Raw genomic sequence first — 20,686 nt, 5'->3', positions numbered from 1 at the left:
CCCCGCGCCCCTTCGGGGCGCTGCCCGTTCCGGCCGTCGCTCAGCTGGGGCGGTTCAGCGCGAACCACAGTTCCATGCGTACGTCCGGGTCGTCCAGGTCGGCGTCCAGGAGGGCGGCGCAGCGGGTGACGCGCTGGCGGACGGTGTTGCGGTGCACGGACAGGGCGGCGGCCGTGCGGTCCCAACTGCCGTGCAGGGAGAGCCAGGTGCGCAGGGTCTCGGTGAGGGCCGCGCTGCCGCCGAGCGGAGCGAGCAGCACGCGCGCGTGGGCGTCGGCCTCGGCGGGCGCGACCAGGGCGGACAGGCCCGTCTCGCGGTGCCGCACCAGCGGGACGCGGGTGGCCTCGGCCCGGCGCACGGCCCGCGCGGCCTGCGCGTCGGCGGCGGCGAGGGCCTCGGGGGCGGCGGGCGCGGACACCCCGAGGGTCCAGCCGCCCTGCGCGGTGACCTCGCGGTCGGCGGGCAGCAGCAGCGTGGTGGCCTCGGGCCCGGGGTCCACGAGGGTGCTGCCGAGCGCCGTGGCCAGGGACGCGGGGGTGGGCGGCGGCGCGCCGGAGCCGCGCTGCACGCGCGCGTGGACCACGGTCCAGCGGTCGGCGCCGAGCAGGGGCGCCACCTCGTCCGGGCCCGCGCCGAGCAGCAGCCGGACGAGGGCCGCGGAGCGCGCGGACTCGGTGGCGCCCTGGTGGGGCGCGGTGAGCAGGGCGAGCAGGACGGCGGCGACCTGGGCGACGGTGTGGTCGCCCGGCTCGCGGCGCTGGGTCGCGACGCCGAGGGCCAGGCCCTGCGGCCCGGCGAGTGCGTACGCGGCGAGGTGCGTGGCGTCGACGGTGTCCGTGCCGGAGGCGGGGGCGGGGCGGGGCTCGGCCGGGTGCAGCACGACCCCGGCGAGCCGGTCGAGGGCGGCGAGGGCCGCCTCGCCGGGCGGGGTGCCCGCGCTCTGGGCGGGCGTTCCGTCGGCGGTGTGCAAGGCGGCGTACCCGTCGAGGCGCGTGGCCAGCTGCCGCAGCAGCGCGGGCACCGGGTCGGGCCGCGCGGCGGCCGCGGCCAGGCCCTGCTGGGCCTGGGCGACGCGGCGCAGCTCGGTGTGCCTGGCCTCCGCCATCAGCTGCCACACGGCCCGCGCGACCCCGCTGAACGTCGTCTGCGGCGGCACTTCGAGCAGCGGGAGGCCGTGGCGGTCGCAGGCCTCCACCAGCGCGCGCGGCACGGCGCTGTGCACGGGGGCGACGCCGAAGCCGAGGGCCGCGCCGCCCGCTGCCACGATGCGGGACACGTACGCGTTCAGGTGCGGCTCCGCGCCCGTCGCGTCCGGCACGTGCACCCCGGCCGTCAGGAGCAGCTCGCCGCCCAGGAGGTACGGGTAGGGGTCGGCCATCTCCGAGGTGTGCACCCAGTGGATGTCGGCGGCCGCCGCGTCCGGGCCCGCGATCTGCCGCAGGCCGAGGCCCTCGTGCGCGAGCAGGGAGGCCAGCGGGACGGGCGGGGTGGGCGGCGCCGAGGGCGGTGGGGCGGACTCCGCCATGGTGGATGATCCCTCCGTCTGGACCGGGAAAAGTAGAGGAAACGTACACTTCAGCGATGCTTTCCGGCCACCTAGGGTCGTGTCGACCGTCACACCGAGGTCGTCCCCCTCAGGCGCGTGAAGGAGAGGTACCCATGGCTGTCGACTATGCGGTGATCGTCGTCTATCTCGCGGGGATGCTGGCCATGGGCTGGTGGGGCATGCGCCGCGCCAAGTCCAAGAGCGAATTCCTGGTCGCGGGCCGCCGCCTGGGGCCGTGGATGTACTCCGGCACGATGGCCGCGATCGTCCTCGGCGGCGCCTCCACCATCGGCGGCGTCGGCCTCGGCTACACGCACGGCCTGTCCGGCGCCTGGATGGTCTTCACCATCGGCCTTGGTCTGCTCGCCCTCTCCGTCTTCTTCTCCGCCCGCATCGCCCGGCTGAAGGTCTACACCGTCTCCGAGATGCTCGACCTGCGCTACGGCGGCCGCGCGGGCGTCCTGTCCGGCGTGGTCATGTGGGGCTACACGCTGATGCTCGCGGTGACCTCCACCATCGCGTACGCCACGATCTTCGACGTCCTGTTCGACGTGAACCGCACGCTCGCCATCGTCATCGGCGGCTCCATCGTCGTCGCGTACTCCACGCTCGGCGGCATGTGGTCGATCACGCTCACGGACATGGTGCAGTTCGTGGTCAAGACGATCGGCGTGCTGCTCCTGCTGCTGCCCATCGCGGTCGTCAAGGCGGGCGGCTTCGGCGAGATGAGGGCGAAGCTGCCCGACGCGTACTTCGAGCCGTTCGGCGTCGGCGGCGAGACGATCTTCACGTACGTACTGATCTACACCTTCGGCATGCTCATCGGGCAGGACATCTGGCAGCGCGTGTTCACCGCGCGCAGCGACAAGGTCGCCCGCTGGGGCGGCACGGTCGCCGGTACGTACTGCCTCGTCTACGCGCTCGCGGGCGCCGTCATCGGCACCGCCGCGAAGGTCATGTACCCGAAGCTGCCCAGCGCCGACGCCGCCTTCGCCACCATCGTCAAGGACGAACTGCCCATGGGCGTGCGGGGCCTGGTGCTCGCCGCCGCGCTCGCCGCCGTGATGTCCACCTCGTCCGGCGCGCTCATCGCCTGCGCGACCGTGGCCAACAACGACATCTGGTCGCGGCTGCGGGGCGCGTCCGCGCAGGGGGACCCGCACGACGAGGTGACGGGCAACCGCGCCTTCATCCTCGTCATGGGCGTCGGCGTCATCGGCGTCTCCATCGCCCTCAACGACGTCGTCCAGGCGCTGACCGTCGCGTACAACCTGCTCGTCGGCGGGCTCCTCGTGCCGATCCTCGGCGGGCTGCTGTGGCGGCGGGGGACCGGGGCCGGTGCGCTCGCCGCGGTCGTCGCGGGCGGGCTCTCCGTGATCGGCCTCATGTGGCACTACGGGATCCTCGCGAACGAGCCCATCTACTACGGGCTGCTGACCTCGCTGGTGGTGTACGTGGTGGGGTCGTTGGTGACCCGGCCCACCGATGCGGGGACGCTCGCGGCTTGGCGTGAACGGGTCGCTGGCCGCGAGCCGGAGGTGCCCGTGACGGCCTGATTTCCTCCCCCACCCCGCCCCTTCCCGATTCCTGGGGGCTCCGCCCCCAGACCCCCGCTCCTCAAACGCCGGAGGGGCTAAAAGACTGCCGCAACCGGCGACAGTTCCAGCCCGTCCGGCGTTTGAGGACGAGGCGCGGAGCGCCGAAAAGCGGGGGCACGGGGGCGCAGCCCCCGGATCGGGAAGGGGCGGGCCTGGGGCGCACCCGCGAGGGTTCACACTGTTTACGCACGTTCGTTCCATCAGGAGACACCGACCATGACCACCCCCGAGCACACCACCCCCCGCGGCCCCGTGGACTCCTCGCGGATCCCGCGCTACGCGGGCCCCGCGACCTACGCCCGCCTCCCCCGCCTCGACGAGGTCGGCACCGCGGACGTGGCGGTCGTCGGCGTCCCCTTCGACACGGGCGTGTCGTACCGCCCGGGCGCCCGCTTCGGCGGCAACGCGATCCGCGAGGCGTCCCGCCTGCTTCGCCCGTACAACCCGGCCCAGGACGCGTCGCCGTTCGCGCTCGCCCAGGTCGCCGACGCCGGTGACATCGCGGCGAACCCGTTCAACATCAACGAGGCCGTGGAGACCATCGAGGCCGCCGCCGACGACCTCCTCGGCACCGGCGCCCGCATGATGACGCTCGGCGGCGACCACACCATCGCGCTGCCCCTGCTGCGCTCGGTGGCGAAGAAGCACGGCCCGGTGGCGCTGCTGCACTTCGACGCGCACCTCGACACCTGGGACACGTACTTCGGCGCCGAGTACACGCACGGCACCCCGTTCCGCCGGGCCGTGGAGGAGGGCATCCTCGACACCGAGGCCCTCAGCCACGTCGGCACCCGCGGCCCGCTGTACGGCAAGAAGGACCTCACCGACGACGAGAAGATGGGCTTCGGCATCGTCACCTCGTCGGACATCTACCGGCGCGGTGCCGACGAGGTCGCCGACCAGCTGCGCCAGCGCATCGGCGACCGGCCCCTCTACATCTCCATCGACATCGACTGCCTCGACCCGGCCCACGCCCCGGGCACCGGCACGCCGGAGGCGGGCGGCATGACCTCCCGCGAGCTCCTGGAGATCCTGCGCGGCCTGGCCTCCTGCAACCTGGTCTCCGCCGACGTCGTCGAGGTCGCCCCGGCCTACGACCACGCCGAGATCACCGCCGTGGCCGCGTCCCACACCGCGTACGAACTGACGACGATCATGTCCCGGCAGATCGCGGAGGCCCGCGCCAAGTGACCCACGACCACGACCTGGAACTGAGGCCGACGGCCGCGCAGACCGAGGCCGCCCTGAATCCTCCCGCCGGGCGCAACGGCGGCGACCTCGTCGTCGAGACCCTGCGCGGGCTCGGCGCGGCCACCGTGTTCGGCCTGCCGGGGCAGCACGCCCTCGGCATGTTCGACGCGCTGCGCCGCTCCGACCTGGCCTACGTCGGCCTGCGCGTGGAGAACAACGCCGGGTTCGCGGCGGACGCGTACGGCCGGGTCACCGGCGAGGTCGCGCCGCTGCTCCTGTCGACGGGGCCCGGCGCGCTCACCTCGCTCGCCGCGCTCCAGGAGGCCGCCGCCGCGAGCGCGCCGGTGCTCGCCATCGGCAGCCAGGTCCCCGTCGCCGGGCTCGGCGGCGGGCGCCACGGCTATCTGCACGAACTGCGCGACCAGCAGGCCTCGTTCCGGGACGTGGTCAAGTCCGTCCACACCGTCCGCACCCAGTCCCAGATCCCGTCCGCGATCGCGGCGGCCTGGGAGTCGGCCCTCACCGCGCCGCACGGCCCGGTGTGGGTGGAGATCCCGCAGGACGTGCTCCTCGCGGAGACGACCCTTCCGCAGGTCACCGCGGTCGACGCCACCCCGCGCGACCTGGTGCCGCGCCCGGAGCTGACGGCCGTGGCCGCCGATCTGCTGACGCGCGCCGAGCGCCCGGTGATCATCGCGGGTGGCGGGGTCGTCCGCGCCGACGCCTCCGGCAAGCTCCGCGCGCTCGCCGAGAAGCTGAACGCACCGGTCGTCACCACCTTCGGCGGCAAGGGCGCCTTCCCCTGGGAGCACCCGCTGTCCCTCCAGTCCTGGCTGGAGGACCGGCACACCACCGACTTCCTGGAGGACGCCGACGTCCTGCTCGTAGTCGGCTCCGGCCTCGGCGAACTCTCCTCCAACTACCACACCTTCAGACCCCGCGGCCGGGTGATCCAGATCGACGCCGACCCCGGCAAGCTGGAGTCCAACCACCCCGCGCTCGGCATCCACGCCGACGCGCGGCTCGCCCTGACCGCGCTCCTGGAGACGGTGGGGGAGCGGCCCGACCCGGCGGCGCCCGAGCGGGTCGCGGCGGTCCTGGCGAAGGTCCGCGAGCGGATCGCCGCCCAGGACCTGACCCTGGAGCAGGACGTCCTCGCCTCCGTGCGGGCGGCCCTCCCCGACGGCTCCCCGTCCTTCTGGGACATGACGATCCTCGCGTACTGGGCGTGGTCCGCCTTCGACGCGCGGCACCCCAACACCATGCACTCGGCGCAGGGCGCGGGCGGCCTCGGCTACGGCTTCCCGGCCGCCCTGGGGGCAGCGGCCGCCGACCCCACCCGCCCCGTCCTCGCGGTCTCCGGCGACGGCGGCGCGATGTACTCGATCGCCGAGCTGGCCACCGCCCGGCAGTACGGCCTGAACGTGACCTGGCTGATCGTCGACGACGGCGGCTACGGCATCCTGCGCGAGTACATGTCCGACGCCTTCGGCGAGGCCACCGCCACGGAGCTGACCCGCCCCGACTTCGTCGCCCTCGCCGAGTCCTTCGGCGTACCGGGCGTACGGACCTCGCCGGAGCGCCTGCGCGACGACCTCACGAAGGCGCTCGCCACACCGGGCCCGAGCGTGGTCGTCCTCCCGGCGCTCCTACGGATGTTCGCGCCGACGCACCTCGGCTGAGGGCGAGCGGTCGGTTTCGTCACAGTACTGTTCCGCGTACAACCATTCACTCGTGTGGGTGAGTCATGGGATGCGCGTGCGGCAGGAGCGCACGCGCGTACCGAACTACCGGGGGGAACCTCCATGACTCACCGCATATCCCGGCGTGCCCGCGTGCTGAGCGCAGGCGTTGCCGCCGCTGTCCTCGTGCCGGTCGCGGGGGCGGCCGTCGCCACCCCGGCCGCCGCCGCGACCGCCCAGGTCAAGTGCACCTCGTCCCAGCCGGACCTGGCGAAGAAGCTCACCAAGGACATCACCGCCGCGCTGAAGAACCGCAAGGGCACCATCGCCGTCGGCCTCCACGACAAGGCCACCAAGACGACGTGCACCCTGCGCGGCACCACCGCGTTCGATTCGGCCAGCGTCGTCAAGGTGACCGTGCTCGCCACGCTGCTGTGGGACGCGAAGAAGAACGACCGGTATCTGACGGACCGCGAGTCCAGCCTCGCCAAGGCCATGATCACCAAGTCGGACAACAACGCCACCAGCGCGCTGTGGCGCCAGCTCGGCGCGGGCAAGGTCAAGAAGTTCCTCGCCGCCGCGAAGATGACCAAGACCGTGCCCGGATCGGGCGGCTACTGGGGTCTGACCCGGATCAACGTCCAGGACGAGCAGAAGCTGCTCGCCCTCGTCACCGCCCCGAACTCCGTGCTCAGCGACAACGCCCGCGCGTACATCCTGAAGCTGATGAACCAGGTCGTCCGCGACCAGCGCTGGGGCACCCCGGCGGGCGCCCCCACCGGCGTCAAGACCCACGTCAAGAACGGCTGGCTGCCCCGGGCCACGCACGGCTGGCGCGTGCACAGCATCGGCGCCTTCAAGGGTCGCGGCCACGACTACACGATCTCCGTGCTCACGCACGGCAACGGCTCCATGAACTACGGCGTCGACACCATCCAGCGGGTCTCCAAGGCGATCCACAAGGACCTGACGCCCCTCACCCAGGCCCCGCAGCGCTACGCGCCGACGGACACCCCGAAGGAAGCGTCGGTCCCGGTCCCGCAGTCGTGACCGATCCCCGCCCGCCCGCCCCTCAACGGCGGGTGGGCGGGGAATCGAGCCCGTCCGGCGTTTGAGGACGAGCCGCGGAGCGGCGATGGGCCCGGGCGGCGCAGAGCCCATCGTTTTGTTGCGGCGGGATGAAATCCGGCCCCCGCCGTGTTGGGCCTCTCGGCAGGTCAGACGGTGGGAGGAACGCGGTGACGGAGCGGCCGGAGCGGCAGGGCTGGGCGAGACGGCTGTGGGGGTACGCCTGGCGCTACCCCAAGGACGTGGTGCTCGCGCTCGGCTCGTCCCTCGGGGGCATGGCCGTCATGGCCGTCGTCCCGCTGCTCACCAAGGTCGTCATCGACGACGTGATCGGCGACCACAGCCGCGCCATGGCCCCCTGGGCGGGCGCCCTGCTCGGCGCCGCCGTCCTCGTCTACGTCATGACGTACGTCCGCCGCTACTACGGCGGCCGCCTTGCCCTCGACGTGCAGCACGACCTGCGCACGGAGATGTACGACACCATCACCGCGCTCGACGGGCGGCGGCAGGACGAGCTGTCCACCGGGCAGGTCGTCGGCCGGGCCACCAGTGACCTCCAGCTGATCCAGGGCCTGCTGTTCATGCTGCCCATGACCATCGGGAACGTCCTGCTGTTCGCGATGTCCCTCGCGATCATGGCCTGGCTCTCGCTGCCGCTCACCCTCGTCGCCCTGGCCGTCGCGCCCGCCCTGTGGTGGATCGCCCGCCGCAGCCGCAGCAGGCTGCACCCGGCGACCTGGTACGCGCAGGCGCAGGCCGCCGCCGTCGCGGGCGTCGTGGACGGGGCCGTCAGCGGCGTGCGCGTGGTGAAGGGCTTCGGGCAGGAGGAGCAGGAGACCGGGAAGCTGCGCGAGGTCGGCCGCAGGCTGTTCGCGGGGCGGCTGCGTACCATCCGGCTCAACTCCCGCTACACGCCCGCCCTCCAGGCCGTGCCCACCCTCGGACAGGTCGCGATGCTGGCGCTCGGCGGCTGGCTCGCGGTCGAGGGGGAGATCACGCTCGGCACCTTCGTGGCGTTCTCGACCTACCTCGCGCAGCTCGTCGGCCCGGTGCGGATGCTCGCCATGGTCCTGACCGTCGGCCAGCAGGCCCGCGCGGGCGCCGAGCGCGTCCTGGAGCTCATCGACACCCGGCCCGCCATCGCGGACGGCACCAAGGAGCTGCCCGCCGACGCCCCGGCGACCGTCGAGTTCGACGACGTGGCGTTCTCGTACGGCTCCGACGGCGACGGGCGCCCCGTCCTCGACGGGCTCAGCTTCGAGATCCGCTCCGGCGAGACCCTCGCCGTGGTCGGCTCCTCCGGCAGTGGCAAGTCCACGGTCTCGCTGCTGCTTCCCCGCTTCTACGACGTGTCGCGCGGCGCCGTCCTCATCGGCGGCCACGACGTGCGCGAGCTGACGCAGGAGTCCCTGCGCGCCGCGATCGGGCTCGTGCCCGAGGACTCCTTCCTCTTCTCCGACACCGTGCGCGCCAACATCGCGTACGGCCATCCCCAGGCGACGGACGAGGAGATCGAGCGGGCCGCCCGCGCCGCCCAGGCGGACCGTTTCATCAGCGAGCTGCCCGACGGCTACGACACCAAGGTCGGCGAGCACGGGCTCACCCTCTCCGGCGGCCAGCGCCAGCGCGTCGCGCTCGCCCGCGCCATCCTCACCGACCCGCGCCTGCTGGTGCTCGACGACGCCACCTCGGCGGTGGACGCCCGGGTGGAGCACGAGATCCACGAGGCGCTCAGGCAGGTCATGGAGGGCCGCACCACCCTGCTCATCGCGCACCGGCGCTCCACCCTGGGCCTCGCCGACCGCATCGCCGTCCTCGACGGCGGCAGGCTCGCCGCCATCGGCACGCACGCCGAGCTGGAGCGCACCTCGCCGCTGTACCGGCGCCTGCTCACCGACCCCGACGAGCTCGGCGGCGTCTCGCCAGGACACACCGCGCCGCCCCGCGCGGCCGAGGCCGTCGAGGACACCTCCGTACGCGAGGAGCTGGACGCCGAGTTCGACGCCGAGCGCGGCATCACCCCGCGCCTGTGGACGGGCGACCGCGAGCCCAAGGACGCCGCGCTCGCCGGGGCCCCGGCCACGCCCGAGCTGCTCGCGCAGGTCGACGCGCTGCCGCCCGCCACCGACACGCCCGACATCGACGAGGCACGGGCCGTCGCCCCCGAGGAGGCGTACGGCCTGCGCAGACTGCTGCGCGGCTTCGGCCTCCCGCTGCTCCTGAGCCTGCTGCTCGTCGCCGTGGACGCGGGGATGGGCCTTCTCCTGCCCGTCCTCATCCGGCACGGCATCGACGAGGGCGTCTCGCAGGCCGCGCTCGGCGCGGTGTGGGCGGCGTCGGGCCTGGCGCTCGCCGCCGTGGCCGTGCAGTGGCTGGCCCAGACCGCCGAGACCCGGATGACGGGCCGCACCGGCGAACGCGTCCTGTACGCGCTGCGCCTGAAGATCTTCGCGCAGCTCCAGCGCCTCGGGCTCGACTACTACGAGCGGGAGCTGACCGGGCGGATCATGACCCGGATGACGACGGACGTGGACGCCCTGTCCACGTTCCTCCAGACGGGCCTGGTCACCGCGTTCGTCTCCGTCGTCACCTTCTTCGGCATCATGGCCGCCCTGCTCGTGATCGACCTCCAGCTCGCCCTCGTCGTCTTCGCGACGCTCCCGCCGCTCGTCATCGGCACGTACTTCTTCCGCAGGTCGAGCGTGAAGGCGTACGAGCTGGCCCGCGAGCGCGTGTCCGTGGTCAACGCCGACCTCCAGGAGACGGTGTCCGGGCTGCGGATCGTGCAGGCCTTCCGGCGCGAGCACACGGGCGGCGCGCGGTTCGCGGCCCGCAGCCAGGACTACCGCCAGGCGCGGGTGCGCGGCCAGTGGCTGATCTCGGTGTACTTCCCGTTCGTGCAGCTGCTGTCCTCGGTCGCGGTGGTCGCCGTCCTGATCGTGGGCGCGCACCGCGTGGACGCGGGCACCCTGACGACCGGCGCCCTGGTCGCCTACCTCCTCTACATCGACCTGTTCTTCGCCCCCGTGCAGCAGCTCTCCCAGGTCTTCGACGGCTACCAGCAGGCCACCGTGTCGCTCGGCCGCATCCAGGAGCTGCTGCGCGAGCCGACCTCGACGAAGGCCCCGGACGAACCCCTCGACGTGCTCTCCCTGCGCGGCGAGATCGCCTTCGAGGGCGTGGAGTTCGCGTACGCGGGTGCCGCCGAAGAGCCCGCGGCCGGGGAGGCGGCGGAGACCGCGCTCAGCGGCATCGACCTGCGCATCCCCGCAGGGCAGACCGTCGCCTTCGTCGGCGAGACCGGCGCGGGCAAGTCCACCCTGGTCAAGCTCGTCGCCCGGTTCTACGACCCGACGGGCGGCCGCGTCACCGTCGACGGCACCGACCTGCGGTCCCTCGACCTGACCTCGTACCGGCACCGGCTCGGCGTCGTGCCGCAGGAGGCCTATCTGTTCGCGGGCACCGTGCGCGACGCCATCGCCTACGGCCGCCCCGACGCCACCGACGCGGCGGTCGAGGCGGCGGCCCGCGCGGTCGGCGCGCACGACATGATCGCCACGCTCGACGGCGGCTATCTGCACGAGGTGGCCGAGCGCGGCCGCAACCTCTCGGCCGGGCAGCGCCAGCTGATCGCCCTGGCCCGCGCGGAGCTCGTCGACCCCGACATCCTGCTCCTGGACGAGGCCACCGCGGCCCTGGACCTCGCCACCGAGGCCCAGGTCAACCAGGCCACCGACCGCATCGCGGGCAAGCGCACCACGCTGGTGGTCGCCCACCGCCTGACCACCGCGGCCCGCGCGGACCGGGTGATCGTGATGGACCACGGCCGGGTCGCCGAGGACGGCACCCACGACGAACTGCTCGCCCGCGACGGCCGGTACGCGCGCCTGTGGCGCACGTTCGTCGGGGAGCCGGTGGAGGCCTGAGGCTCAGTACGTCGACTGGATGTCGGTGATCCTGCGGGTCGCCAGGTCGGACTGGACCGAGAGGTAGGTGTACCTGGTCTGCTCACCGGTGCCCCAGGTCAGACGCACCGTCGAGGTCGTCTTGCCCATGCCGCTGTCGCCCGCGGTCACGCGCCACGCGCTCGGCACGTTCTGCGCGCGCAGCACGCCGTCGGCGTCGTGGCGCCGCTCCCAGTCGAGCAGCCGCTTGCGCAGGTCGGGGGTCAGATAGAAGGTGCGCAGGGCGGCGGCGGCCTGGTTGGAGCCGGGGTCGTTCGCCACGTCGATGTAAGCGCCGTAGAAGTGGGCGACGCGGTCGTAGGCGGGGCCGGGGCTGCCGCTGCGGGCGGGCGCGTGGCCCGGCTCGGCGGTGGGCGCGGCGGCCGGTGCGCCGGTCTCGGGCGTGGCGGAGGCCGCGGACGGCACGGCGGCCACGGCGGCGAGGAGGGCGAGGGCGAGGATCGGCCGGGCGCCGCGAAGCCCGGAGCCGCGGCGTAAGGGACGTATCGGAGTCATCGGAGTCATCGGATGTCCTGCCTTTCACGTTCTGCTCCCTTCGACCACGGGTGGCTTCGGGAAGTTGCGTCAAACCTGCAAAATGGCAGGCACCATTCCGCAACCGTCGGATGCCTGTCCGGCGTCCGTACGTCCGTACGCTGATGCCGGGGTGGCGGGAGGGGTCATCGTGGAGAGTGGTCGGATACGGCGCCGCGTGGCGGGAGGCGCCGCCGCGGTCACCGCTGCCCTCTTGTTCACGCTGGTGGGCCCCGGCGCGGGCGCGGCCGATGCCGCCCCGATCTGCCCCGGCCAGAAGATCCGCACCCTCGCCTTCGCCACCGGCAAGGTCGTCCTCTACAAGAAGCGCGGCTTCGTCTGCGCCGTGACGTACGCCAAGAACACCCGCAACCGCAAGCCCATGTCCGTCAGCGTGCGGGCGCGCGGCAGCCGCCCGGTGCGGGACCACGGCCGCTTCCTGCGCCTCGCGGGCCCGGTGAAGGTGCACGCGGGCCACCGCTGCGTGTGGATCAAGGGCGAGGTGAGCGGCCGCGGGGTCAGCTCCGGCTGGATCCTCTGCTGAGTGCCCGGCATGGGTCCCGGCACGGGCCGCGCGTCCGCTGGGCGGACCCGGCTGTCCCCTAAGTGAATTTCCCCCCCGCCCGAGATGGCGGTGAAGCGCCCCTTTGTCGCCAATGCGGCCTGGTGTGCGGCCAGTTGCTCCGTTAGGTTCCGGGGAATTGCCGCGCCGACAGGGGAGGACGCATGCGCAAGGCGCTCAGATGGGTGCTGTCACTCGTGGTGCTCATAGGCACCATAGGCTTCACCGGAGCCACGGCGGCCACCGCCGCCACGCCCGGGGCACCCGCAGCCAAGACCGACATCAAGGACCGGCTCCTCGCCATCAAGGGCATGAGCCTCATCGAGGAGAAGCCGTACGACGGCTACCGCTTCTTCGTCCTGAACTACCGCCAGCCGGTGGACCACCGGCACCCCGCCAAGGGCACCTTCCAGCAGCGCATCACCGTGCTGCACAAGGACACCGCCCGGCCCACCGTCTTCCACACCTCGGGCTACGGCCTGAACGTGAACCCGGGCCGCTCCGAGCCCACCCGCATCATCGACGGCAACCAGGTCTCCATGGAGTACCGCTTCTTCACGCCGTCCCGCCCGGCCCCGGCCGACTGGAAGAAGCTCGACATCTGGCAGGCCGCCAGCGACCAGCACCGCATCTTCAAGGCCCTCAAGCCGATCTACACGAAGAAGTGGCTGTCCACCGGCGCCTCCAAGGGCGGCATGACCGCCACCTACTTCGAGCGCTTCTACCCGCGCGACATGGACGGCGTCGTCGCGTACGTCGCGCCCAACGACGTGAACAACAAGGAAGACTCCGCCTACGACCGCTTCCTCGCGACCGTCGGCACCAAGGAGTGCCGCACGAAGATCGAGGCAGTGCAGCGCGAGGCCCTGGTGCGCCGGGAGCCCCTGGAGAAGCTGTACGCCGCCTACGCGGCCGCCAACGGCTACACCTTCAAGACCATCGGCAACCTCGACAAGGCCTTCGAAGCCGTCGTCCTCGACGTGGACTGGGGCTTCTGGCAGTACCAGCAGTCGGCGACCGCCTGCGCCAAGGTGCCGACCGCCGCGACGGCCTCCGACCAGGTCCTGTTCGACTGGATCGAGGACGTGGGCGGCTGGTCCTCCTACGCCGACCAGGGCCTTGAGTACTACACCCCGTACTACTACCAGGCCGGTACGCAGCTCGGCTCGCCCGACATCAAGCAGCCCTGGCTCGCCGACCTGAGCCGCTACGGCTACCAGCCGCCGCGGAACTTCGTGCCGCGCGACATCCCGATGACCTTCCAGAAGAACGCCATGAAGGACGTCGACCGCTGGGTCCGCCACCACTCCCACCGGATGATGTTCGTGTACGGGGAGAACGACCCGTGGGGCGCGGAGCCGTTCCGCCCCGCGCGCGGGGCCAAGCACGACTCCCACGTCTTCACGGCGCCGGGCGGCAACCACGGGGCGAACGTCGCCGGGCTCACGCCCGCCGACAAGGCCAAGGCCACGGAGCGCGTCCTCGCCTGGGCCGGAGTGCCCACGGCGAAGCCTGCCCCTTACGACGCGAAGCTCGACCGCGAACGCCTGCGCGAGCAGCAGCTGCGGCCGTAATCGGCGCTCCGCGCCTCGTCCTCAAACGCCGGACGGGCTAGAACTGTCGCCGGTTGCGGCAACATCTCAGCCCCTCCGGCGTTTGAGGAGCGGGGGTCTGGGGCGGAGCCCCCAGTTTCGGGAAGGGGCGCCCGCGCGCGGAGCGCGCTAATGGGTGCAGCGGGGAGGCCCCCGGCAGGGTCACACCCGGACCGCGCAGCCCACCGGCCGGGCTCCGCCCAAGGAGACGTACAGGGCGGTGCCGGGGGCGCAGGAGGGCCGCGTGGCCACGGCCGCCACGACGCGGTACTCCGGGCCCCGGCGGCCCGAGCCGTCGCAGGGGGTCTCACGGACCTCACCCCGCCCGGCCCCGTACACACAGTCACCCACGACGGTCCGGGGCCCACCCCCACCCCCGGGATCCCCGGGATGCGGCGGCTCCAGATTCCGCATGCAGGCGTACCCGCGCGAGACCTCCCCGTCGCCGTCCTCGTCGACGGCGGGCCGACGCTCGCTGACGTGCAGGACGTAGTCGCTGCGGCCGGGACACAGGGGCCCGTCGCCGACGGGCCCGTCGTGGCGGGCGATGACGCGCGCGGCGGCCCGCTCGCTGCCGCAGGACACTTCCGTGACGCGCTCGCGCCCCCGCGACGCGCAGTCATCGACGCCCAGGAAGACGGCCCCGTGCCCGCCGGGCGCCCCGGTGAGCGAGGGCCGCTCCGAGGCGGCGTCGGAGCCCCCGGACTTCTGACATCCCGCCAGGACCAGGGCGGCGGCGAGCAGCGCGCCCCCGCACGCCGCTTCCGCCCTGGTAGCCCACATGGCAGCCCCCCGCCCCCTGGCCATGTGTACCCAGCGTGACCCCGCCACGCGCGGGCACGCCAGGCGCTCGGGAGGCTTTGCGCTCGTTGGCGACGGGGCGGGACGCGCGCTGCGTACGGCCGGTACGCCCGTCAGTCGGACGCGGCGTACGGCTCGTACGAAAGGCCGTGCCCGATGGGGTACAGCACCTGCCCGGGGTCGTCCGGGCGCGGCACGGGCACCGGCAGGCGGCCCACGGGCCGGGTGCGCCCCGCGATGACGCGGGCGGCGGCGCGCAGTTCGACGTCGGTCCAGGAGTAGGTGGCGAGGGCGGCGGCGCCGGGCAGGTCCTGCGGGGTGCGGACCGCGAGGGTGACGACGGGCACGCCGGTGGCGGTCAGCGCGGTGAGGAGGCCGTGCTGCGCGTCGCCCGCCACGACGTCGTAGGCGGTAACGAGCACGGCGGCACGCCCCGCCGCGGCGGCCACGGCGCCGTCGACGGCTTCCTCGGAAGGCGCACCCCCCGTGCTCAACACGGTGACATCAAACCCGAGTTCGGTGAGGGCGGCGGCGAGGACGGAGGTCGGCGGTCCGGTCGTGCCGGACGGGGACACCGGGTCGGCGCCGACGACGAGCAGGTCGCGATGGGTGTCGGGGGACAGCGGGAGCAGGCCGTCGTCGTTGCGCAGGAGCGTGGTCGTGCGGTCGGCGATGCGGTCGGCGGCGGCGCGGTGGGCGCTGCTGCCGACGGTCTCGTCGACGCCGTCGAGGCAGACGTAGGGATCGGCGAAGAGGCCGAGCTTCGCCTTGAGTTCGAGGACGCGCAGCACGGAGGCGTCGATGCGCTCCTCGCTCAGCTCGCCCTCGCGCACGGCGCGCAGGACCGCGTTCCAGGCGAGCTCCGGCTGCGGCGGGTCCAGGAGCTGGTCGACGCCCGCCTTCAGGGCGAGCACGGCCACGCGGTCGTCGCCGTACTTGGTGCGTACGCCCCGCATGGACAGCGAGTCGGTCACCACCAGGCCCTGGTGGCCGAGCTGTTCGCGCAGTACGCCGGTGACGATCGGGTACGAGAGGGTGGCCGGGTCGAGCGCCGGGTCGAGGGCGGGCACGACGAGGTGCGCGGTCATCACGGCGTCGACCCCGGCGGCGAGCGCGGCGCGGAACGGCGGGGCGTCGAGCTCCTCCCACTCCGCGCGGCTGTGGTGGATGTGCGGAAGCGCGGTGTGGCTGTCGGTCTCGGTGTCGCCGTGGCCGGGGAAGTGCTTGGCGGCGGTGGCGATCCCGGCGCTCTGGTAGCCCTCGATCTGGGCGGTCACGAAGCCGGAGACGGCGTCGGGGCCCGCGCCGAAGGAGCGTACGCCGATGACGGGGTTGGCCGGGTTCACGTTGACGTCGGCGGAGGGCGCGTAGTTCTGGAAGACGCCGAGCGCGCGCAGTTCGGCGCCGGCGATGCGGGCCGCCTCGCGCACGTCGTCGTGGGAGCCGCCCGCGCCGAGCGCCATCGCGCCGGGAAGGAGCGTGGCGGGCGCGCCGACGCGGGCGACGACGCCGTGCTCCTGGTCGATGGTGAGCAGCAGCGGCACGCCGGGCGACTGCTCCAGGGCGACGCGCTGCACGTCGTTGGAGAGGGTGGCGAGCTGGCGCGGGTCGCGGGTGTTGTGGGCCCAGCCGAAGTAGATGAGCCCGCCGGGCCGGAACTTGGCGACGGCCTCGGCGGCGGTGCGGACCCCGAGCTCGCGCTCGTTGACCTCCATGTCGGCGGGGTCGGGCTCGGTGGCGTGGTGTCCGTACACGTGCAGGACGAAGAGCTGGCCGACCTTTTCTTCGAGCGTCATGCGGGCCAGGAGGGCACGCGGGTCGTCCACGGTGACAGGGGCGGCGTCAAGGGAGTCGTGAGGCACCTGCCACGGATATCCCGTGCCGTGCGGCGGGTCAAGGCTCCGGAAGCCGGGAGGGTGCCGCCACCGGCGCAATGGAGGGGGCGCACCGGTGGCGGCTCGCTGTCGGCCGCGGGCGGCGGAGAGGGAGGTCAGCGTTCGCAGCCAGCAGCGATGCCGACACCGCTCGCGGGACTCTCCGGCAGCGTGTCCGTTGGACGAGCGGGCCGCCCTCCGGGTTCCCCGCGGGGCGAAGTCGGTGCGCGCGGTGACGGTGGGACGCAGGAGCCGCTCAACGGGCCCGCGCCGGGCCCGGTTCGGGCCACGCCTCCTGGAGCACCCGTACGGTCTCGGCGATCGCGGGCCGCCGGGCGGCGCCGGTCCGCCACACCGCGTACAGGCGGCGCATCGGCAGCGGGTCGAGGCGCACCGCGACCACACCGGGCGGCAGCGGACCGCGCCCGAGGCGGGGGAGCAGCGCGATGCCGAGCCCGGCGGCGACGAGCGCGATCAGCGTGGGGTTCTCCTCGGCCTGGTGGACGATGTCCATCTCGCACCCGGCGGCCCGCATCGTCCGCACCAGCCAGTCGTGACAGATCTGCCCCGGCGGCTGAGAGACCCAGCGCTCGCCCTTCAGATCGGTGCGCCGCACGGCGTCCCGCCCGGCGAGCGGATGCCCCTCCGGTACGAGCAGGTCGCACAGGTCGTCGCCGATCACCGCCTGGTCGACGCCGGGCGGCGTGGCCAGCGGAGTGATGTCCCAGTCGTGCACGACCGCGAGGTCCACCACGCCCTTGGCGACGAGGTCGACCGACAGATGCGGCTCGACCTCGGAGAGCCGGGCGTCCAGGGCCGGATGGCGCCGCGCGAGCTCGGCGAGGACACCGGGCAGCAGCCCGCGCGCCGCGGAGGCGAACGCCATAACGGTCAGCCGCCCCGCGGGCACGCCGCGCCGCTCCTCCAGCTCCGTCTCGGCACGCTCCATGATGGCCAGCAACTCCCGCGTGGTAGCGGCGAGATGCAGCGCCTCCTCGGTGAGCGCGACGCCGCGCCCCCGGCGTTCGAGCAGGGTGGTGCGGGTCTCCCGCTCCAGCTTGGCGATCTGCTGGGAGACGGCGGAGGGCGTATAACCGAGGGCGGCGGCGGCCGCGCCCACGGTCCCGTGCACGGACACGGCGTGCAGCGCCTTGAGCCGGGCCAGATCGAGCAAGGGGACTCCTTGGGGTCACGGGGGCGGGCGGGGGCGCAGGGTGATCGGAGGCCCTCACCGCCACTGGCGTACGGGACCCGTCACCACGACGGGACCACTGAAGCGGCGGCGCACCGGAACAGGTAGAGCCACCGGCGCCCTTCACCGGCCCGGCTCCGGCACCGATACCGGCACAGGCAGACCGGCACGGGCACCGATATCGGCTACCGGCACGGGCACCGATATCGACACCCGGCACGGATAGAGCCACCGGCACCAGCAGCCAATCACTAAGCGCAGCTAAATCCAATCATGAAGAAATCCGTGCTGGTGCTACACGCTCCCGGCGAGTGATCCTCAACGCATGCGTCCCTCCCACATCGCCCTGGCCGTGCTCGTCACCGCCATCTGGGGCGTCAACTTCGTCGTGATCGAGATCGGCCTCGACCACTTCCCGCCGCTGCTGTTCTCGGCCCTGCGCTTCCTGGTCGCGGCGCTGCCCGCCGTGTTCCTCGTAGGCCGACCCAAGGTCGCGTGGAAGTGGCTGATCGGCGTGGGCCTGGCCCTGGGCGTGGCGAAGTTCGGCCTGCTGTTCATCGGCATGGACGCGGGCATGCCCGCGGGCCTGTCCTCGCTGGTCCTCCAGGTCCAGTCGGTGTTCACGGCGCTCATCGCCTTCGCGGTGCTCGGCGAGGTGCCCTCACGCATACGCGTGGCGGGCATGGCCGTGGCGCTAGCGGGCATCGGCGTGGCGGCGGTCGACGAGGGCGCCTCGGGCCCGCTGACCGCCTTCGGCCTGACGATCGCGGCCGCCGCCTGCTGGGGCGTGTCCAACGTCCTCACCCGCAAGGCGGCACCTCCCGACGCCCTGAACTTCATGGTGTGGGTGAGCACGGTCCCGATCCTGCCCCTGCTCGCCCTCTCGCTGCTGTTCGAGGGCCCGTCCCGCGACCTGGACGCGCTGCGCTCGCTCGACTGGCAGGGAGCGGGGGTCGTCGTCTGGGTGGCCTGGGTCGCGACGGTCTTCGGCTTCGGCGCCTGGGGGTGGCTGCTGCGCCGCCACCCCGCGTCGACGGTGGCGCCCTTCACGCTCCTGGTCCCGGTGTTCGGCATGTCGTCGTCGGCGCTGTTCCTCGACGAGTCGGTGAGCGGACTCCAGTGGTGCGCGGCGGCCCTCCTGGTCGGCGGGGTGGCGCTGACCTCCTTCGCCCGTACGCCGAAGCCTCCGGCGTACGCTGCGCCCATGTCTCCCGCAGCCACGAAGGAAACCGCGACACCGGTGTGACCGGCGAGCGAGCCCTGCGCCCCGTCGACCTGGCCCGGCTCGCGGGCGTGTCCACCCAGCTGGTCCGCGACTACGCCGACGCAGGCGTCCTGCCGCCGGTCGAGCGGACCCCGTCCGGCTACCGCCGCTTCCACCCGGTGCACGCCCGGGCGCTCCTGACGTACCGCGCGCTGGCGAGGGGCTTCGGCCCGGAGACGGCACGGGAGATCATGCGCGCGGTGCACGCGGGCGACGTCCCCGAGGCGCTGGCCCTGGTGGACGCCGCGCACGCGGAACTGCACGCCCGGCGCGAGGCGTTGCGGGCGACGGCCGAGGCGCTCCAAGCGGTCGCGGGCGAGGCCTCGGCGGACGAGCCCGGGCTCCGCCCCCGCGTCCCGCTCACCGTGTCGGAGGCGGCGGCCCGGGTGGGGGTACGGCCCTCGGCGCTGCGGGTGTGGGAGGCGGCGGGCCTGCTCGCACCCGCCCGGGAGCGCGGCACCCACTACCGCCGCTACGGCGCGGCGGACCTCCGCGACGCCCGCATGATCAGCCTGCTCCGCCAGGCGGGCCACCCCCTGGCCCAGATCCGCCCGGTCCTTGAGGACCTGCGGGAGACGGGCGGCAGCGAGGCCCTGCGCGCGGCCCTGGACCGCAGGACGCGGGACCTCACCCACAAGTCCAGGGCGACCTTGGAGGGAACGAGCCGCTTGCACGCATACGTAACGGAAGCGGAGACGAAGCACTAAGCACTACGGGGTGTTGCCAACCGAGCAAGCAACTCCCGCCCCCCACCCAACAATTCATCAAACGGAGCGGCATCCTCATACCACCGCTTCTCGTACTCCCAGCACAGCCAGCCGTCCCAGCCCCGCCGACCGAGGAGCTGGACGCACTCGGCGACCGGGAGCACTCCGGCCCCCAGGGCGAGGGGGGTGGTGTCATCGGCGCTGGCGATGTCCTTCACCTGGACGTAGCCGAGATAGGGCCCGAGCGCGGCGAGGGTCTCGGTGACGTCCTCGCCGCCCAGCCAGGTGTGCATGAGGTCCCACAGGGCACCGGCGTGCAGATGCCCGACGGCGCCGAGGACGCGGGCGGCGTCGGCGCCGGTGCGGTGCGAGTCGTGGGTCTCCATCAGCACCCGCACTCCGGCGTCGGCGGCGAACTCGGCGGCGACCCCGAGCCGCCGGGCGGCGACGGCGTCGGCGCCCTCCCGGCCCCCGGGAAAGACGCGGACGAACGGGGCCCCCAGGTCCCGGGCGAGCCCGACAAGGCCCCGCACCTCGTCGAGGACGGCCTCGTCGGTTTCGTCCGAGGCGAGCCGCGCGTACCCGGCGACCCCCAGCACGGAAACCCCGGCGTCCTTGAAGGCGGCGGCCACATCGGCCCGTTCGGCGGCACCGAGCCCCGGATGGACGGGTTCCTCGGGATGTGCGCGCAGCTCGACGCCGTGGTAGCCGTGCGTGGTGGCGAGGCGGAGCACGTCCGCGACGGGCAGTCCGGGCACGCCGAGCGTGGAGAAGGCGAGTTTCATGGCCGGGACCCTATCCAGAAGGCCCCGCGTCATTCGCCCCGAGCGGAAGCCGCCAGTCCAGCCCGTCCACACCACTTGAGACTTACACCAGCATTCCACGACCCAAGAACAGAAAACTCTCAAGAGCAATATCAATGAAACGATGGAAGCCATGAGATTCCACCTGGAAGTCGAATGCGACGAGACGGCGGCGCACCACGAACTGCCCCGGATCCTGCGCTACTGGGCGGGCAACCTCCGGCACTGCGAGCTGACCCCCGGCACGACACAGAAGATCTACGACTCCGAGTACAACGAAGTGGGCAGTTGGACGATCGGCCACTGAGCACGGTCAGTCGCCGACGAA

The 20,686-nt window shown here is 73.1% G+C and carries 16 protein-coding genes; 10 read left to right on the top strand and 6 right to left on the bottom strand.

Annotation, left to right across the window (positions count from 1 at the left end; translation table 11 throughout):
• Positions 1 to 40 precede the first annotated feature (40 nt).
• On the bottom strand, positions 41 to 1,525 hold the full coding sequence (locus ACIG3E_RS08675; RefSeq protein ID WP_399612980.1) for a PucR family transcriptional regulator: 1,485 nt from the start codon (positions 1,523 to 1,525) through the stop codon (positions 41 to 43).
• 134 nt (positions 1,526 to 1,659) lie between these two features.
• Here ACIG3E_RS08675 and ACIG3E_RS08670 point away from each other — a divergent pair, with 134 nt between their 5' ends.
• The 5 genes from ACIG3E_RS08670 (at position 1,660) to ACIG3E_RS08650 (ending at position 11,011) form a co-directional block, all read left to right on the top strand.
• Complete coding sequence (locus ACIG3E_RS08670; RefSeq protein WP_399612978.1) at positions 1,660 to 3,102, top strand: sodium:solute symporter; 1,443 nt, start codon at positions 1,660 to 1,662, stop codon at positions 3,100 to 3,102.
• A 258-nt stretch (positions 3,103 to 3,360) separates the two neighbouring features.
• On the top strand, positions 3,361 to 4,335 hold the full coding sequence (speB, locus tag ACIG3E_RS08665) for an agmatinase (protein WP_399612975.1): 975 nt from the start codon (positions 3,361 to 3,363) through the stop codon (positions 4,333 to 4,335).
• Entirely contained in the window at positions 4,332 to 6,017 is a 1,686-nt protein-coding gene (locus ACIG3E_RS08660; RefSeq protein WP_399612973.1) for a thiamine pyrophosphate-binding protein, read from the top strand. The genes speB and ACIG3E_RS08660 overlap by 4 nt, the downstream gene beginning before the upstream one ends.
• Positions 6,018 to 6,140: 123 nt before the next feature.
• Positions 6,141 to 7,067 carry a serine hydrolase gene (locus ACIG3E_RS08655; protein WP_399612971.1) on the top strand — a complete coding sequence of 309 codons (927 nt, stop codon included), beginning with the start codon at positions 6,141 to 6,143 and terminating at the stop codon, positions 7,065 to 7,067.
• A 188-nt stretch (positions 7,068 to 7,255) separates the two neighbouring features.
• Positions 7,256 to 11,011: an ABC transporter ATP-binding protein gene (locus ACIG3E_RS08650; RefSeq protein ID WP_399612968.1), complete on the top strand. Its 3,756-nt coding sequence runs from the start codon at positions 7,256 to 7,258 to the stop codon at positions 11,009 to 11,011.
• A gap of 3 nt (positions 11,012 to 11,014) precedes the next feature.
• Here the strand turns inward: ACIG3E_RS08650 and ACIG3E_RS08645 are convergent, their stop codons facing one another.
• Complete coding sequence (locus ACIG3E_RS08645; RefSeq protein WP_399612965.1) at positions 11,015 to 11,545, bottom strand: hypothetical protein; 531 nt, start codon at positions 11,543 to 11,545, stop codon at positions 11,015 to 11,017.
• A 169-nt stretch (positions 11,546 to 11,714) separates the two neighbouring features.
• On the opposite strand from ACIG3E_RS08645, the gene ACIG3E_RS08640 reads away from it, so the two are divergent.
• Both ACIG3E_RS08640 and ACIG3E_RS08635 read left to right on the top strand, forming a co-directional pair.
• Positions 11,715 to 12,107, top strand: coding sequence for a hypothetical protein (locus ACIG3E_RS08640; protein ID WP_399612962.1), 393 nt, complete (start codon positions 11,715 to 11,717; stop codon positions 12,105 to 12,107).
• Positions 12,108 to 12,289: 182 nt separating this feature from the next.
• Positions 12,290 to 13,699 (top strand): S28 family serine protease, encoded by a 1,410-nt coding sequence (locus ACIG3E_RS08635; RefSeq protein WP_399612959.1) that lies wholly within the window; start codon positions 12,290 to 12,292, stop codon positions 13,697 to 13,699.
• Between the two features lie 180 nt (positions 13,700 to 13,879).
• Here ACIG3E_RS08635 and ACIG3E_RS08630 read toward each other — a convergent pair whose 3' ends face one another.
• From ACIG3E_RS08630 to ACIG3E_RS08620, 3 genes are all read right to left on the bottom strand, one after another.
• Positions 13,880 to 14,500 carry a hypothetical protein gene (locus ACIG3E_RS08630; protein WP_399612956.1) on the bottom strand — a complete coding sequence of 207 codons (621 nt, stop codon included), beginning with the start codon at positions 14,498 to 14,500 and terminating at the stop codon, positions 13,880 to 13,882.
• A gap of 131 nt (positions 14,501 to 14,631) precedes the next feature.
• Positions 14,632 to 16,380 carry a glycoside hydrolase family 3 protein gene (locus tag ACIG3E_RS08625; protein ID WP_399612954.1) on the bottom strand — a complete coding sequence of 583 codons (1,749 nt, stop codon included), beginning with the start codon at positions 16,378 to 16,380 and terminating at the stop codon, positions 14,632 to 14,634.
• Between the two features lie 268 nt (positions 16,381 to 16,648).
• Positions 16,649 to 17,566, bottom strand: a complete 918-nt coding sequence (locus ACIG3E_RS08620; protein ID WP_399612952.1) for a LysR family transcriptional regulator — start codon at positions 17,564 to 17,566, stop codon at positions 16,649 to 16,651.
• A 343-nt stretch (positions 17,567 to 17,909) separates the two neighbouring features.
• Between ACIG3E_RS08620 and ACIG3E_RS08615 the strand changes: the two genes are divergently transcribed.
• Both ACIG3E_RS08615 and ACIG3E_RS08610 read left to right on the top strand, forming a co-directional pair.
• Positions 17,910 to 18,830: an EamA family transporter gene (locus tag ACIG3E_RS08615; protein ID WP_399612950.1), complete on the top strand. Its 921-nt coding sequence runs from the start codon at positions 17,910 to 17,912 to the stop codon at positions 18,828 to 18,830.
• Positions 18,827 to 19,555 (top strand): MerR family transcriptional regulator, encoded by a 729-nt coding sequence (locus ACIG3E_RS08610; protein ID WP_399612948.1) that lies wholly within the window; start codon positions 18,827 to 18,829, stop codon positions 19,553 to 19,555. The genes ACIG3E_RS08615 and ACIG3E_RS08610 overlap by 4 nt, the downstream gene beginning before the upstream one ends.
• Here ACIG3E_RS08610 and ACIG3E_RS08605 read toward each other — a convergent pair.
• Entirely contained in the window at positions 19,552 to 20,340 is a 789-nt protein-coding gene (locus tag ACIG3E_RS08605) for a sugar phosphate isomerase/epimerase family protein (protein ID WP_399612945.1), read from the bottom strand. The two genes, ACIG3E_RS08610 and ACIG3E_RS08605, sit on opposite strands and share 4 nt — an antisense overlap.
• A gap of 142 nt (positions 20,341 to 20,482) precedes the next feature.
• Here ACIG3E_RS08605 and ACIG3E_RS08600 point away from each other — a divergent pair, with 142 nt between their 5' ends.
• On the top strand, positions 20,483 to 20,665 hold the full coding sequence (locus ACIG3E_RS08600) for a hypothetical protein (RefSeq protein WP_399612943.1): 183 nt from the start codon (positions 20,483 to 20,485) through the stop codon (positions 20,663 to 20,665).
• The last annotated feature ends 21 nt before the right edge of the window (positions 20,666 to 20,686 follow it).

This window comes from Streptomyces sp. NPDC053474 (assembly GCF_044544845.1).
Taxonomy (GTDB): Bacteria; Actinomycetota; Actinomycetes; order Streptomycetales; family Streptomycetaceae; genus Streptomyces.
This window is presented reverse-complemented; position numbering and strand designations above follow the sequence as displayed.